The sequence below is a fragment of the Enterococcus sp. MSG3299 genome (assembly GCF_050555765.1).
Classification (GTDB): domain Bacteria; phylum Bacillota; class Bacilli; order Lactobacillales; family Enterococcaceae; genus Enterococcus; species Enterococcus faecalis.
This window is the reverse complement of sequence record NZ_CP187869.1, coordinates 2,074,758-2,089,432: the sequence shown is the minus strand read 5'-3', so window position 1 is coordinate 2,089,432 and position 14,675 is coordinate 2,074,758. Positions and strand designations below refer to the sequence as shown.

The 14,675-nt window shown below is 38.0% G+C and carries 16 protein-coding genes; all 16 read left to right on the top strand.

Features of this window, described 5'->3' with window-relative positions:
• The first annotated feature begins 64 nt into the window (after window positions 1-64).
• The 16 genes from IGL23_RS10115 (at window position 65) to IGL23_RS10040 (ending at window position 14,664) form a co-directional block, all read left to right on the top strand.
• Complete coding sequence (locus tag IGL23_RS10115) at window positions 65-475, top strand: GtrA family protein (protein ID WP_002356537.1); 411 nt, start codon at window positions 65-67, stop codon at window positions 473-475.
• Window positions 476-552: 77 nt separating this feature from the next.
• The gene (locus IGL23_RS10110; RefSeq protein ID WP_002356538.1) at window positions 553-2,037 is read left to right on the top strand and encodes a nicotinate phosphoribosyltransferase; all 1,485 of its coding nucleotides are present in this window, start codon (window positions 553-555) and stop codon (window positions 2,035-2,037) included.
• 2 nt (window positions 2,038-2,039) lie between these two features.
• Window positions 2,040-2,867: an ammonia-dependent NAD(+) synthetase gene (nadE, locus tag IGL23_RS10105; RefSeq protein ID WP_002356540.1), complete on the top strand. Its 828-nt coding sequence runs from the start codon at window positions 2,040-2,042 to the stop codon at window positions 2,865-2,867.
• Window positions 2,868-3,036: 169 nt separating this feature from the next.
• A complete protein-coding gene (locus IGL23_RS10100; protein WP_033594444.1) occupies window positions 3,037-4,866 on the top strand; it encodes a heavy metal translocating P-type ATPase in 1,830 nt (609 codons plus the stop codon).
• A gap of 91 nt (window positions 4,867-4,957) precedes the next feature.
• Window positions 4,958-5,242: a (4Fe-4S)-binding protein gene (locus IGL23_RS10095; protein ID WP_033594446.1), complete on the top strand. Its 285-nt coding sequence runs from the start codon at window positions 4,958-4,960 to the stop codon at window positions 5,240-5,242.
• Window positions 5,232-5,507 carry a GNAT family N-acetyltransferase gene (locus tag IGL23_RS10090; protein WP_002356545.1) on the top strand — a complete coding sequence of 92 codons (276 nt, stop codon included), beginning with the start codon at window positions 5,232-5,234 and terminating at the stop codon, window positions 5,505-5,507. The genes IGL23_RS10095 and IGL23_RS10090 overlap by 11 nt, the downstream gene beginning before the upstream one ends.
• Window positions 5,508-5,674: 167 nt before the next feature.
• The gene (secG, locus tag IGL23_RS10085) at window positions 5,675-5,911 is read left to right on the top strand and encodes a preprotein translocase subunit SecG (protein WP_002356546.1); all 237 of its coding nucleotides are present in this window, start codon (window positions 5,675-5,677) and stop codon (window positions 5,909-5,911) included.
• 145 nt (window positions 5,912-6,056) lie between these two features.
• Window positions 6,057-6,830, top strand: coding sequence for an alpha/beta hydrolase (locus IGL23_RS10080; RefSeq protein ID WP_033594447.1), 774 nt, complete (start codon window positions 6,057-6,059; stop codon window positions 6,828-6,830).
• A complete protein-coding gene (gene rnr, locus IGL23_RS10075) occupies window positions 6,830-9,199 on the top strand; it encodes a ribonuclease R (RefSeq protein ID WP_002356549.1) in 2,370 nt (789 codons plus the stop codon). The genes IGL23_RS10080 and rnr overlap by 1 nt, the downstream gene beginning before the upstream one ends.
• Before the next feature lie 12 nt (window positions 9,200-9,211).
• Window positions 9,212-9,676: an SsrA-binding protein SmpB gene (gene smpB, locus IGL23_RS10070; protein WP_002356550.1), complete on the top strand. Its 465-nt coding sequence runs from the start codon at window positions 9,212-9,214 to the stop codon at window positions 9,674-9,676.
• A gap of 292 nt (window positions 9,677-9,968) precedes the next feature.
• Window positions 9,969-10,688: a F0F1 ATP synthase subunit A gene (atpB, locus tag IGL23_RS10065; protein WP_002356551.1), complete on the top strand. Its 720-nt coding sequence runs from the start codon at window positions 9,969-9,971 to the stop codon at window positions 10,686-10,688.
• 48 nt (window positions 10,689-10,736) lie between these two features.
• The gene (gene atpE, locus IGL23_RS10060) at window positions 10,737-10,958 is read left to right on the top strand and encodes an ATP synthase F0 subunit C (protein WP_002356552.1); all 222 of its coding nucleotides are present in this window, start codon (window positions 10,737-10,739) and stop codon (window positions 10,956-10,958) included.
• Between the two features lie 137 nt (window positions 10,959-11,095).
• Complete coding sequence (gene atpF / locus IGL23_RS10055; RefSeq protein ID WP_002365031.1) at window positions 11,096-11,626, top strand: F0F1 ATP synthase subunit B; 531 nt, start codon at window positions 11,096-11,098, stop codon at window positions 11,624-11,626.
• Window positions 11,613-12,155, top strand: coding sequence for an ATP synthase F1 subunit delta (atpH, locus tag IGL23_RS10050; RefSeq protein WP_033594449.1), 543 nt, complete (start codon window positions 11,613-11,615; stop codon window positions 12,153-12,155). The genes atpF and atpH overlap by 14 nt, the downstream gene beginning before the upstream one ends.
• A gap of 28 nt (window positions 12,156-12,183) precedes the next feature.
• The gene (gene atpA / locus IGL23_RS10045; RefSeq protein ID WP_002356555.1) at window positions 12,184-13,740 is read left to right on the top strand and encodes a F0F1 ATP synthase subunit alpha; all 1,557 of its coding nucleotides are present in this window, start codon (window positions 12,184-12,186) and stop codon (window positions 13,738-13,740) included.
• A 15-nt stretch (window positions 13,741-13,755) separates the two neighbouring features.
• Window positions 13,756-14,664: a F0F1 ATP synthase subunit gamma gene (locus tag IGL23_RS10040; RefSeq protein ID WP_033594450.1), complete on the top strand. Its 909-nt coding sequence runs from the start codon at window positions 13,756-13,758 to the stop codon at window positions 14,662-14,664.
• Window positions 14,665-14,675 lie beyond the last annotated feature (11 nt).

Here is a 14,675-nt window from a genome sequence, read left to right as displayed (position 1 = left end):
ACAAAATAGATAGGTTTTCTTGCCGAAGTTTGATAAAATGATTAGTTGAAAGGATGCGTGAAAATTGAAAGAATTATTTCGTAAATACCGAGAAGTACTGGCTTATTTATTTTTTGGTGGTGCAACGACTGTCGTCAACTTAGTTGTGTTTTTTGTTTGTCAAAATGTGTTAGGGTTGGATTACAAGATAAGTAACACAATTAGTTGGTTTTTATCTGTTCTATTTGCCTTTTTCACGAATAAATATTGGGTATTCGCAAGTAAGCATGAAAGCATAGCTGGTTTTTTTAAAGAAATGGGCTTATTTTATTGGTACCGAATTTTATCTTTTGTGGCTGATATGGGTTTAATGATTCTCCTAATTGATGGCATTCATTTTTCATCGTTTTGGGCGAAAATGATTACACAAGTTGTAGTAGTGATTTTAAATTATTTCTTCAGTAAATTTTTCATTTTTAAAGAAAAAGAGGTCTAAGCAGATTTTAGGCTAAAAAAAATTTTTTTGTTATAATATAAACAAGTTTTTAATACAAAGAATAGAGGTAGAAAACGATGGACTATACATATGCAGATGATAGTTTGACATTGCATACAGATATGTATCAAATCAATATGATGCAAACATACTGGGAATTAGGGAGAGCAGATTTACATGCTGTTTTTGAATGTTACTTTAGAGAGATGCCCTTTAATCATGGCTACGCAATTTTTGCAGGCTTAGAACGTTTAGTCAATTATCTCGAAAATTTAACGTTTACAGAATCTGATATTGCATATCTCCGAGAAGTTGAAGAATATCCAGAAGATTTCTTGACGTATTTAGCAAATTTTGAATTTAAATGTACTGTACGCTCTGCTTTAGAAGGGGATTTGGTTTTTAATAACGAACCGTTAATTCAAATTGAAGGTCCTTTGGCACAATGTCAATTGGTAGAAACTGCCTTGCTAAATATGGTGAATTTTCAAACATTAATTGCGACAAAAGCGGCTCGAATTAAATCCGTGATTGGCGATGATCCTTTATTGGAATTTGGAACACGCCGAGCACAAGAATTAGATGCTGCCATTTGGGGCACAAGAGCCGCCTATATTGGTGGGGCGGACGCGACAAGTAATGTTCGTGCTGGTAAAATTTTTGGTATTCCGGTTAGTGGGACTCACGCCCATTCATTGGTTCAGTCGTATGGAAATGATTATGAAGCATTCATGGCGTATGCCAAAACACATCGGGATTGTGTTTTCCTTGTTGATACGTATGATACTTTGAAAGCGGGAGTGCCAAGCGCAATTCGAGTAGCTCGAGAAATGGGGGATAAAATTAATTTCCTAGGTGTGCGGATTGATAGTGGCGATATGGCTTATATTTCTAAACGAGTTCGTGAACAACTGGACGAAGCTGGCTTTACTGAAGCAAAAATTTATGCATCGAACGATTTAGATGAAAATACGATTTTGAATCTAAAAATGCAAAAATCAAAAATTGATGTATGGGGCGTGGGTACCAAGCTGATTACGGCCTATGATCAACCGGCTTTAGGAGCGGTGTTTAAATTAGTTTCAATTGAAGGTGAAGATGGTCAAATGAAAGATACCATTAAACTATCTAGCAATGCTGAAAAAGTGACAACACCAGGAAAAAAACAAGTTTGGCGTATTACACGTAAATCTGATAAAAAGTCAGAAGGGGACTATGTGACACTTTGGAACGAAGATCCTCGCCAAGAAGAAGAAATTTATATGTTCCATCCCGTTCATACCTTTATTAATAAGTATGTCCGTGATTTTGAAGCACGGCCAGTACTCCAAGATATTTTCGTTGAAGGAAAACGTGTGTACGAATTACCAACTTTAGATGAAATTAAACAGTATGCAAAAGAAAATTTAGATTCACTTTGGGAAGAATACAAGCGGGACTTGAATCCGCAAAAATATCCAGTGGACCTTTCAACAGATTGTTGGAACCACAAAATGAATTTATTGGAAAAAGTGCGTAAAGACGTTAAACATTTAACGGAAACGGTGAATAAGGAGGCCTAGAAATGACAACACTTCAAGAAAAAATCATTCAAGAGTTAGGTGTTTTACCGACAATTGATCCAAAAGAAGAAGTTCGTAAAAGTATTGATTTTCTGAAAGCTTATTTAACTAAACATCCTTTTTTAAAAACTTTTGTCTTGGGAATTAGTGGCGGACAAGATTCAACATTAGCTGGACGCTTAGCACAATTAGCGATGACTGAAATGCGCGAAGAAACAGGAGATATGTCGTATCAATTTATTGCGATTCGCCTTCCTTACGGTGAGCAAGCAGATGAAGCTGATGCACAAGCCGCGCTAGCCTTTATCCAGCCAGATGTTTCTTTACGAGTGGATATTAAACCAGCAGTGGATGCAATGGTTGGTTCGCTAGAAAACGCTGGCGTTCAAATTAGCGATTTTAATAAAGGGAACATGAAAGCACGTCAACGTATGATTACACAATATGCAGTAGCTGGCGAAAATGCTGGCGCAGTAATTGGCACAGACCACGCAGCCGAAAATGTGACAGCTTTCTTCACCAAATATGGCGATGGCGGAGCGGATATTTTACCGTTATTTCGTTTAAATAAGCGCCAAGGAAAAGCTTTGCTGAAAGAACTTGGGGCACCAGAAGCTTTGTATCTAAAAATACCAACAGCTGATCTAGAAGATGACAAACCGTTAGTTGCAGATGAAGTTGCCTTAGGTGTCACGTATGATGCCATTGATGATTATTTGGAAGGCAAAAAAGTCTCGGAAACAGATCAACAAACAATTGAAAACTGGTATAAAAAAGGACAACACAAACGGCATTTACCCATTACAATTTTTGATGATTTTTGGAAATAAAAACACAGACCATCGGCGAATGAACGATGGTCTGTGTTTTTTTTTACATAACTACTTTTCAGAAAGTAAACGTTGCTACAGCAACTATCCTATGATAATGAAAGTCGTTTTCATTTAGGCGTTTTCACTTTCTTTTTCAAAACAGAAAAGGTACGCTCAATAATGTAAAGTGAATGATGGGAGAGAAAAAGAGATGAAGCATGTAACAAAATTGGGGATTACAATTATAACAGGAGTTTTGGCATTATTATTTGAATTTATTTTACATCAGCCGAATTGGGCGTATGGCATTATTTTAATAACAGGTTCTGTAATGGCGTTAATGATGTTCTGGGAAATGATTCAAACCTTACGTGAAGGAAAATATGGTGTCGATATTTTAGCGATTACCGCTATCGTTGCAACCTTAGCTGTGGGAGAATACTGGGCCAGTTTGATGATTTTAATTATGTTGACTGGTGGTGATTCATTAGAAGACTATGCCGCTGGAAAAGCTAACCAAGAGCTGAAGTCATTATTGGATAACTCGCCACAAAAAGCTCATCGCTTGAATGGCGAAAATTTAGAAGATGTTTCTGTTGAGGAAATCAATGTTGGCGATGAATTAGTAGTAAAACCAGGGGAACTAGTTCCGGTTGATGGCTTGGTAAAAACCGGGACATCAACAGTCGATGAATCTTCATTAACAGGAGAATCAAAACCAATTGAAAAAAATCCTGGGGATGAATTAATGTCGGGTTCCGTGAATGGTGATGGCTCCTTGAAAATGGTTGCTGAAAAAACTGTAGCAGACAGTCAATATCAAACGATTGTGAACTTAGTGAAAGAATCTGCGGCGCGTCCAGCTCATTTTGTACGTTTAGCAGACCGCTATGCGGTACCTTTTACACTAGTTGCCTACCTAATTGCAGGTGTTGCTTGGTTTGTTTCAAAAAGTCCGACACGTTTTGCGGAAGTCTTAGTTGTTGCTTCGCCGTGTCCTTTAATTCTATCTGCCCCAATTGCTTTAGTGGCAGGGATGGGTCGTTCAAGTCGTCATGGGGTCGTTATTAAATCGGGAACGATGGTCGAAAAATTAGCTTCTGCAAAAACGATTGCGTTTGATAAAACAGGCACGATTACGCAAGGACAACTTTCTGTTGATCAAGTCCAACCAATCAATGCTGAAATAACTGCTGCTGAATTAGTGGGATTGGCAGCAAGCGTGGAACAAGAATCAAGTCATATTTTAGCTAGATCAATTGTTGCTTATGCCAGAAAGCAAGATGTCCAATTAAAAAATATTACAGATCTAGCGGAAGTTTCTGGTGCTGGCGTGAAGGCATTTGTGGATGGTGCTGAGATACGGGTAGGTAAAAAGAATTTTGTGACACAAGAGTCTCAAACAACTGAAAAAATTGATAAAACGACCATTCATATTTCACGTAATGGCACATATTTAGGCCGAATTACTTTTACAGACACAGTACGACCAGAAGCAAAAGAGACTATGGAAAAATTACACCAATTACATCTTCAACGAATTTTAATGCTGACGGGGGATCAAGAATCCGTCGCAGAAACGATTGCTGCAGAAGTAGGAATTACCGAAGTACATGGGGAATGTTTACCACAAGATAAGTTAACTATTCTAAAAGAATTGCCCAAAGAAAACCATCCAGTCATCATGGTAGGGGATGGTGTAAATGATGCACCTTCGCTTGCTGCTGCAGACGTAGGTATTGCTATGGGCGCTCATGGAGCTACTGCGGCTAGTGAAACTGCTGACGTTGTTATTTTAAAAGATGACTTAAGTAAAGTCAGCCAAGCGGTCGAAATTGCCCAAGATACCATGAAAATTGCCAAACAATCTGTATTAATCGGAATTTTTATCTGCGTTTTACTAATGCTAATTGCTAGTACTGGGATCATTCCGGCGCTAATCGGGGCTATGCTACAAGAAGTTGTGGACACTGTGTCAATCTTATCTGCTTTGCGTGCTCGTCGAATTGGCAAGTAAGGTGGAACAATTAATTGCCTGAATGTCCAGCTTAGTGGTAAAATAAAGGTACGTTTTTAATATTAATAAGTTACAGGGGAGAGATTGTGCAATGAAAGGAAACCAAATAGATGGGCAACCAGTCACGGAAGAACAACTATTAAAAGAAGGTTACCGTAAATATACTGGGGAAGGAATTGATATCTTTTATAATAAAGATATTTGTGAACATATTGGTAATTGTGTTCGCGGAAATCCAGAAGTCTTTGAAGTTGGTCGGAAACCATGGATTATTCCAAATAACGGAAGTGTTGAAAATGACATGATTGTGGTAGATTCATGTCCAAGTGGTGCTCTAAAATATATTCGGAAAGCAGGGAACGAATATGCAAATTAAAGAAGAAAACAATCGTTTTGCTCTATATAACGATGAAAACCAAGAAATTGGTGAAATGACTTGGTCAGATGCTGGCGAAAGCATGATGATTATTGATCATACGTTTGTTGATCCAACTTATCGTGGACAAAAATTAGCTGAAAAACTTGTTTTAGCCGGTGTTGAAAAAGCGAGAAAAGAGCATAAAAAAATTATTCCGCTATGTCCATTTGCCAAAAAAGAATTTGATACTAAACCTGAATACGGAGACGTATTGAGAAAATAAAGAAGAAGTTAGCAACAGCCGCAAGTAGAAATCTGATTCCTACTTGCGGCTGTTGCTATTAGAGACAAATAAGGAAAGACATTAAATTTCACTGGTGTTTACAGATAAAATATGCTACATTAAAGTAGATGAATTTCGCATATTTGTATAAAAAGGAGAATTAACGCATGTATAATCTAATCTTAACGTTGGTCATCATTTTATCTGTTTTAATCGTCATTACTGTTATGATGCAACCAAGCAAACAAAACAGTGCAGCAAGTGCCTTCACTGGCGGTGCAGATAAATTATTTGGGAAGCAAAAAGCGCGCGGTTTTGAAGCTGTTATGCAACGCTCAACAGCAGTTCTTGGCGCAATTTGGATGATTTTATTATTTGTTTTGGCGTTCTTATCTTCAAAATAAGTACGTAATCTTTTAAAATGACAAGTTTAGAACAGAGAGATGAGTGCGGACACTTATTTTTCTGTTCTTTTTCTTTCTGAAAAAGTCTTTGAAACTTATCATTTCGGAAGGTTTTCTTTTGAGAATATGATAGAATGAAGCTGAGGTGAGCGAAGTGGCAAAAAAAATCAATTTACCGAAGCCGTTATTTTCAGAAAAAGGAAAACGGGCGGTCCTTTTATTACACGCTTATTCTGGCAGCAGTAATGATGTACGGATGTTAAGCAGACGTTTAGAAAAAGAAAATTATACTGTCTATTCGCCTAATTTTTCAGGACATGGCACGCTAGTTCCTGAAGATATTTTAGATCAAACAGCGGAACAATGGTGGCAAGATACACAAGAAGCAGTCGCTTTTTTGAGAGAAAGAGGCTACCAAGAAATTGCCATTTTTGGTTTATCAATGGGCGGGATTTTCAGTATGCATGCATTAACGGAACAATTAACAGGATTAATTGGTGGTGGATTTTTCTGTTCACCTATCTATCCTGTCGCAAATAAAGTCCCAGAAAATTTTGTATTATACGCAGAAAACGTGATGAAAATCGCAGAAGTTCCTGCAGAGGAACAACAAAGCCGGTTGCAATCGATTGAACAACGAGTCAAACAACAATTAGGAGCGATTGAAACGATTGCTAGTCAGACGGCTGACAAACTAAACAAAATCCACGCACCTCTTTTCTTAGCGCAAGCTGGCAAAGATGAAATGATTGAGCCAATGGGCGTCTATCAAACGGCCCAAGCGCTAACACAAGCACGTGTGACCTTACAATGGTACCCAAACAGCGGACATGTCATTACGGTGAGTGGAGAACACAAACAATTAGAGCAAGATGTGGTGCAATTTTTAGCAACACTACCTTGGAATGAGGAGAAATAATGACAAAACAAACAATTAAAGAGCAAATTTTACATTTCATGGAAAGCCAAAAAAAGAAAAGCTTTTCAATGGAAGAAATTGCACAAGGCTTGAATTTAGAAAAAAGTTCAGATTTTAAAATTTTAGTGCAAACCATTGCACAAATGGAACGAGAAAAGTCAGTTAGTTTCAACAAAAAAGGCAAAGTCCTGTTACCAATGAAAGACTTATTAATAGAAGGAACGTTTCGTGCAAATGAACGAGGCTTTGGTTTTGTAACCATCGATCCTGAAGAACCAGATGTTTACATTCCGAAAGAGGCAACGAACTTTGCAATGGATGGAGATACGGTTTTAATTGACGTGATCCAACATGCGGATCCTTTTTCAGATCGCGGCGCAGAAGGTAAAGTCAAAGAAATTAAAGAGCGAGCAGTGAGCCAAGTTGTCGGAGAATTTGTGGCATATAGTGAAGAAGAAATGGCAGAAATGGGACTGTATGGCTACATGATTCCCAAAGATAAGAAATTGAATCAGTATACTGTATCAATTGCACCTGAAGGGATTAAGCCAGTAGATGGTAGCATTGTCATTGCTGAAATTACCTATTATCCAGATCAAGAATATCCAACGAGTATGGAAGGACTAGTCAAACAAGTGATTGGTCATAAAAATGATCCAGGAATGGATATTTTATCAATCGTGGTGGCTCATGGAATTCCCACAGCATTTCCTGATGAAGTTTTGGCTGAAGCGGACCAAGTACCAGAAACTATTGCAGAAAGCGATTTAGTCGGTCGTCGGGATTTACGTGATCAGTTGATTGTGACGATTGATGGAGAAGATGCGAAAGATTTAGATGATGCAGTAACGGTACAAAAGTTAGCAAATGGCAATTTCTTTTTAGGGGTGCATATTGCAGATGTTTCTTATTATGTAACTGAAGGAAGCCAATTGGATATGGAAGCGTATGAACGCGGCACAAGTGTCTATTTGACAGACCGAGTTGTGCCAATGATTCCGCAGCGATTATCAAATGGGATTTGTTCGCTAAACCCACATGTTCCACGTTTAACCATGAGTTGTGAGATGGAAATTACACCAGAAGGAGAAGTTATTTCGCATGAAATTTTCCAAAGTGTAATCCAAACAACGGAGCGAATGACCTATACAGCAGTCAATGAAATTTTAGAAGAGCAAAAACCTGAAACGTTAGAACGCTACAAAGAGCTAGTTCCCATGTTTAAAGAGATGGGCGAGCTGCACCATATATTAGAAGAGATGCGTATGCGCCGTGGTGCGATTTCTTTTGAAGATCGTGAAGCCAAAGTCCTAGTTGATGAAAATGGTCATCCCCAAGATATTCTTTTACGCACGCGTGGCGTGGGTGAACGATTAATTGAATCCTTTATGTTGGCAGCGAATGAAACTGTGGCACGTCATTATCATGACTTAAAACTGCCATTTATTTATCGGATTCATGAACAACCAAAAGAAGAAAAAATGCAACGTTTCTTTGATTTTGCTGCAGTACTTGGCATTCTTGTTAAAGGAACAAAAGAAAACATTTCACCGAAAGATTTACAAAAAGTTTTAGAGCAAGTTGAAAATAAGCCGGAAGAAGTGGTTATCAATACGATGTTGCTAAGAAGTATGCAACAAGCGAAATACTCAGAAGACAACTACGGACACTATGGGTTGGCTGCTGAATATTATACGCATTTTACTTCACCAATACGTCGTTATCCAGATTTAATTGTGCATCGTTTGATTCGCAGCTATAGCCAAGATCAATCTGAAAAAAATCAAGAAAAATGGAACGAAGCATTACCAGAAATTGCCAATCATAGTTCAAGTATGGAACGTCGCGCAGTTGATGCAGAGCGTGAAGTGGACGCCATGAAGAAAGCCGAATTTATGGTAGATAAAGTGGGAGAAACGTATGACGGGATCATCAGCTCAGTCACAAAATTTGGTATCTTTGTGGAACTGCCTAATACAATAGAAGGCTTAATTCACGTGAACAACTTAAAACAAGATTATTTCCATTTTATTGAAAATCATATGGCGTTAGTTGGTGAACGGACGGGAATGACTTTGAAAATTGGTCAGAAAGTTCAAATCCGTGTTGAAAAAGCTGATCCAGAAACAAGAGAAGTTGATTTTGAATTGATTTCAGCTGAGGAAGTCGCACCAGTCGAAGGACCAAAAGGACGTAAAAAAGGTAAAGCCAATTCTTCAACTCGTTCAAATAATCAACGAAGAAATAAAAAAGATGAATCATTTGATGGTAAGAAAAAGAAAAATAAGAAAAAAGGCAAAGGCAAAAAACAACCTTTTTATAAAGAAGCAATGAAACAAAAAAATAAAAAAGGGAAAAAGAAGAAGTAGAGGAGGTCGCTTATGCCAAAAGGGGAAGGAAAATTAATCGCACAAAACCGCAAAGCTAGACATGATTATTCAATTATCGATACGGTTGAAGCAGGTCTTGTTTTACAAGGAACAGAAATCAAATCTATTCGTAATGGTCGTATCAATTTAAAAGATGGTTTTGCACGAATTCGAAACGGAGAAGCCTTTTTGTATAATGTTCATATTAGTCCATATGAACAAGGCAATATTTTTAATCATGACCCATTACGTACCAGAAAATTATTATTACACAAAAAACAAATTAATAAGTTAATCGGCGAAACCAAAAATACAGGTATCACATTAGTACCTTTGAAGGTCTATATTAAAGATGGCTATGCCAAAGTTTTGATTGGTTTAGCTAAAGGGAAAAAGCAGTACGACAAGCGTGAAGACTTGAAACGTAAGGAAGTTGACCGACAAATCAGCCGAACATTAAAAAATAACCGACGTTAAAAATGTAAATTTATTCTTTTTCGCATATTTGCTTGCCTTTCTTCGGATTAGGTGTAAAATCTGGTAAGTGTTGAGTAAATGATTCATTTTTTAATCGCTTCGGAAAGCAGTACCACCCTGCATTAGATTGGTTTATGGAAAAGGTTTTCCAACCAATTTTCAACACATGAAATTTTAAAAGTAAACTATTTGTAAATTATCAACAAGTGGTGGTACGATAGCTTTGCCAGGGATTATCACTCAGGAGTAGGATGAAACTTCTGAAAGATTGTTGGAAAAGAGGTGAATTGATTTGGAAGAGAAGAAATTACTCTTCAATATCGGACCAATTTGGTTTGATGGAACCATTGTTTTGATGGTGCTGTTGACGTGTATCATTGTTTTCGCCTTTGTCTATGCTTGTACGAGAAATATGAAGCTACGACCTAAAGGCAAACAAACGGTCATCGAATGGTTAGTGGATTTTATTCGTGGAATCATTACAGACAATTTACCTCGTAAAGAAGTGAGCAATTTTCATTTAATGGCGTTTACCCTTTTCATGTTTGTGCTTGTTTCAAACATCTTGGGTCTCGTTACAAAAATCGTTGTGGGCGACGATCTCAGCGTTTGGAAAAGTCCAACCGCCGATCCAATCGTAACCTTAACGTTAGCGATGATGATGATTGTCTTAACACACTTCTTTGGTATGAAACGCTTTGGTTTTAAAGGCTATCTAGTTAATAGTTATTTAAGACCCGTTGGTTTCTTACTACCGGTAAAATTAATGGAAGAATTCACGAATCTATTAACATTAGGCTTGCGTTTGTACGGAAACATTTTTGCCGGCGAAGTTCTATTGGGCTTGATTGCTGGAACCGTAGCAAGCGTTGGATTATGGGTTATCCCACTAGCAATTCCGCTAGAAATGATTTGGGTAGCATTCTCAATCTTTATTGGATGTATCCAAGCGTTTATCTTTGTGACACTTTCAATGGTTTATATGTCACACAAAATTGAAACAGAAGAATAATCAAGAAATACGAAGGACAAAAATTATCTTTTAGGAGGATTTTACACAATGGAAGGATTAAATTTTATCGCAGCAGCAATTGCAATTTTCGGTTCAGCTATCGGAGCCGCTATCGGTAACGGACAAGTTATTTCAAAAACAATCGAGTCAATGACTCGTCAACCAGAAATGTCTGGTCAATTAAGAACAACAATGTTTATCGGGGTCGCTTTAATCGAAGCTGTGCCAATTTTAGGTGTCGTTGTTTCTTTATTACTTTTATTCAGATAAGCAATAAAATGGAGGCAGGACGCTGATTATTATCGGGACCGTCACTGCTTTCTTCTATCTTTAGCCTTTTCAATAGCTGGTGATAAAGCAGTTGAAGAAGCTAAATCGATTTTTGCAGGAAAGGAAGTTGAGACTTCATGCTACTTACTACATTGGTAGTCGGTGAAACGGCTCCTAGTACCACACTAGGCACGATGATTGTTGTCAGTGGTGCATTTTTAATCTTGATGCTCTTATTAAAGAAATATGCATGGGGAGCAATCGTAGATATTTTGACACAACGTGAAGAAAAAATTGCCAACGATTTAGACTCTGCAGAACAATCTCGCGTAGCAGCAGCGAAAATGGAAAAAGAACGTCAACAACAATTACTTTCTTCCAGATCAGAAGCAGCTGAAATTATTAAAAACGCGAAAGAAAGTGGAGAACAGACTCGCCAAAAAACATTAAAAGAAACAACTGCGGAAGTTACTCGCCTACGCGAAAAAGCTCGGACAGATATTTCTCAAGAACGTGAAGAAGCATTGTCTTCAGTAAAAAATGAAGTGGCAGATCTTTCTCTTCAAATTGCAGCCAAAATTTTAAATAAAGAATTAACACCAGATGCACATGAAGCATTGATTGATTCTTATATTGAAAGTTTAGGTAAAGCAAATGAAACTAGATAAATATACAGTTGGTAAACGCTACGGCAAGGCTTTGTTTGAGTTGGCAGTTGAAAAGAACCAAGCTGAAGCAATTTATCAAGAATTATTGACGCTTCGCGAAGTCTATCACCAAGTACCTGGTATTGGCGATATTTTAAGTGATGATCGCTTAGAACCTTATGAAAAAGACAGCATCATGGAAAAACTAGTAACAGGTTTTAGTGAAATGATGCAAAACTTTTTGCGATTGGTTTACGAATATCGTCGCATGTATGATCTGCTCTTGATGATTGATGAATATGAACGACGTTATGATGAGCACCAAGGACTAATTTTGGGTTCAGTGACAACAGCCATTCCTTTATCAAAAGAACAACATCAAGCAATGGAAGAAAAAGCTGCCCAATTATTAGGGTATGAACAAGCGCATTTAGTCAATTTAATTGACCCGTCAATTGTTGGCGGAGTGGTTATTGAAGCAAACCATCAAGTAATCGATGGCAGCATCCGCAAACAATTAGAACATATGCAGCAGAAGTTATTAAAATAATCTTTAGGACTACAAAGAGGTGAATTGAATGGCTATCAAAGCAGAAGAAATCAGTGCCTTGATTAAAGAACAAATCGAAAACTATCAACAACAGCTTGCTGTTGAAGAAGTTGGAACAGTCACTTACGTCGGTGACGGAATTGCCCGCGCCCACGGTTTAGAAAATGCCATGAGTGGAGAACTTGTTGAGTTTTCAAACGGTTCATACGGAATGGCACAAAACTTAGAAACAAATGATGTAGGGATTATTATCCTTGGCGATTTTGAAACCATTCGTGAAGGAGATAAAGTACAACGCACAGGCAAAATCATGGAAGTGCCCGTTGGGGAAGCTTTGATTGGCCGTGTTGTTAATCCATTAGGTCAACCATTAGATGGTTTAGGCGAAATTAAAACAGACAAAACACGTCCTGTGGAAGCAACAGCTCCCGGTGTTATGCAACGTCAATCTGTTGCTGAACCAATGCAAACTGGTTTAAAAGCCATTGATGCCCTCGTACCAATTGGTCGTGGACAACGGGAATTGGTTATTGGAGACCGTAAAACAGGGAAAACATCGATTGCAATTGATACAATTATTAACCAAAAAGGACAAGATGTAATTTGTATTTATGTAGCGATTGGTCAAAAAGAATCTACTGTTCGTAACCAAGTAGAAACACTTCGTAAATTTGGTGCCTTAGATTATACAATCGTTGTTACTGCAGGGGCTTCACAACCAGCACCATTACTTTACATTGCACCATATGCAGGAACTGCAATGGGTGAAGAATTCATGTATAACGGCAAACATGTCTTAATTATTTTTGATGACTTATCAAAACAAGCCGTGGCTTATCGTGAACTTTCTTTACTATTACGCCGTCCACCAGGTCGTGAAGCTTATCCAGGGGATGTCTTCTATTTACACTCACGTTTGTTAGAACGTGCAGCTAAATTAAGTGATGAATTAGGTGGCGGTTCAATGACAGCCTTACCATTCGTTGAAACACAAGCAGGCGATATTTCTGCTTATATTCCAACAAACGTTATTTCAATCACTGATGGACAAATTTTCTTAGAAAGCGACTTGTTCTATGCAGGCACTCGTCCAGCCGTTGATGCTGGGTTATCTGTTTCTCGGGTCGGAGGATCAGCGCAAATCAAAGCAATGAAAAAAGTTGCCGGAACGCTTCGTTTAGACTTAGCTAGTTACCGTGAGTTAGAAGCCTTTACACAATTTGGCTCTGATTTAGATGCGGCAACACAAGCTAAATTAAACCGTGGTCGTCGTACGGTAGAAATTTTAAAACAAAAACTACATGCACCACTGCCTGTAGAAAAACAAGTTTTGATTTTATATGCGTTAACACACGGCTTTTTAGATAGCGTGAGCGTAGATAAAATTTTACACTTTGAACAAGATTTATTCGATTATTTTGATGGCAAACATGCAGACTTATTGGAAACTATTCGTACAACGAAAGACTTACCAGATACTGATGCATTAGATGCAGCGATTACAGAGTTTTCTGAAATGTTTGCAGCGGCAAACAACAGCGGAGATTCAGCCAAAGAAGCTTTAGAAAAAATCGATAACGCATAAGAGAGGTGAGCGACATTGGGTGCTTCATTAAACGAAATCAAACAACGCATTGCATCAACAAAAAAGACAAGCCAAATTACCAAAGCGATGCAAATGGTTTCTGCAGCCAAATTGACCAAGTCAGAAGGCGCCTCTAAAAGCTTTCAAGAATATTCTTCAAAAATTCGTAGTGTCGTTACGCATTTAGTAGCTGCTCAGTTAAGTGAATTACGTGAAACAGAACAAGCTTCTCTTAGTGAAGGGAACTATCATGTGATGTTAGCACAACGACCTGTCAAAAAAACAGGCTATATCGTTATCACTTCTGACAAAGGGTTAGTTGGTGGCTACAATAGCTCAATCTTAAAACAAACCATGAGTATGATTCAAGAAGACCACGATTCTAATAAAGAATATGCCTTAATCGCCATTGGTGGTACAGGGGCGGATTTCTTTAAAGCACGCGGAATCGATGTTTCCTATGAGCTAAGAGGCTTAACGGATCAACCAACGTTTGAAGAAGTCCGTAAGATTGTGACAACGGCAACGACTATGTACCAAAACGAAGTGTTTGATGAATTGTATGTTTGTTATAATCACCACGTTAACTCACTAACGAGTCAGTTTCGTGTGGAAAAAATGTTGCCAATTACTGATTTAGATCCATCAGAGGCGACCTCTTACGAACAAGAATATCTTTTAGAGCCTTCACCTGAAGCAATTTTGGATCAATTATTACCACAATATGCAGAAAGCTTAATTTATGGGGCGATCATTGATGCGAAAACAGCAGAACATGCTGCTGGGATGACCGCCATGAAAACAGCCACTGACAATGCGCAAAATATTATTAGCGATTTAACAATTTCTTATAACCGTGCTCGTCAAGGGACGATTACCCAAGAAATTACAGAAATTGTTGCTGGTGCAGCTGCACTAGAATAATCTAGTCTTAC

Bases quoted from the DNA above. Each gene is read 5' to 3' on its own strand.
- IGL23_RS10095 (WP_033594446.1), top strand. From the start codon at position 4,958: ATGAAAGGAAACCAAATAGATGGGCAACCAGTCACGGAAGAACAACTA.
- IGL23_RS10110 (WP_002356538.1), top strand. From the start codon at position 553: ATGGACTATACATATGCAGATGATAGTTTGACATTGCATACAGATATG.
- atpE (WP_002356552.1), top strand. From the start codon at position 10,737: ATGGAAGGATTAAATTTTATCGCAGCAGCAATTGCAATTTTCGGTTCA.
- nadE (WP_002356540.1), top strand. From the start codon at position 2,040: ATGACAACACTTCAAGAAAAAATCATTCAAGAGTTAGGTGTTTTACCG.
- atpA (WP_002356555.1), top strand. From the start codon at position 12,184: ATGGCTATCAAAGCAGAAGAAATCAGTGCCTTGATTAAAGAACAAATC.
- secG (WP_002356546.1), top strand. From the start codon at position 5,675: ATGTATAATCTAATCTTAACGTTGGTCATCATTTTATCTGTTTTAATC.
- atpF (WP_002365031.1), top strand. From the start codon at position 11,096: ATGCTACTTACTACATTGGTAGTCGGTGAAACGGCTCCTAGTACCACA.
- smpB (WP_002356550.1), top strand. From the start codon at position 9,212: ATGCCAAAAGGGGAAGGAAAATTAATCGCACAAAACCGCAAAGCTAGA.
- rnr (WP_002356549.1), top strand. From the start codon at position 6,830: ATGACAAAACAAACAATTAAAGAGCAAATTTTACATTTCATGGAAAGC.
- atpH (WP_033594449.1), top strand. From the start codon at position 11,613: ATGAAACTAGATAAATATACAGTTGGTAAACGCTACGGCAAGGCTTTG.
- IGL23_RS10090 (WP_002356545.1), top strand. From the start codon at position 5,232: ATGCAAATTAAAGAAGAAAACAATCGTTTTGCTCTATATAACGATGAA.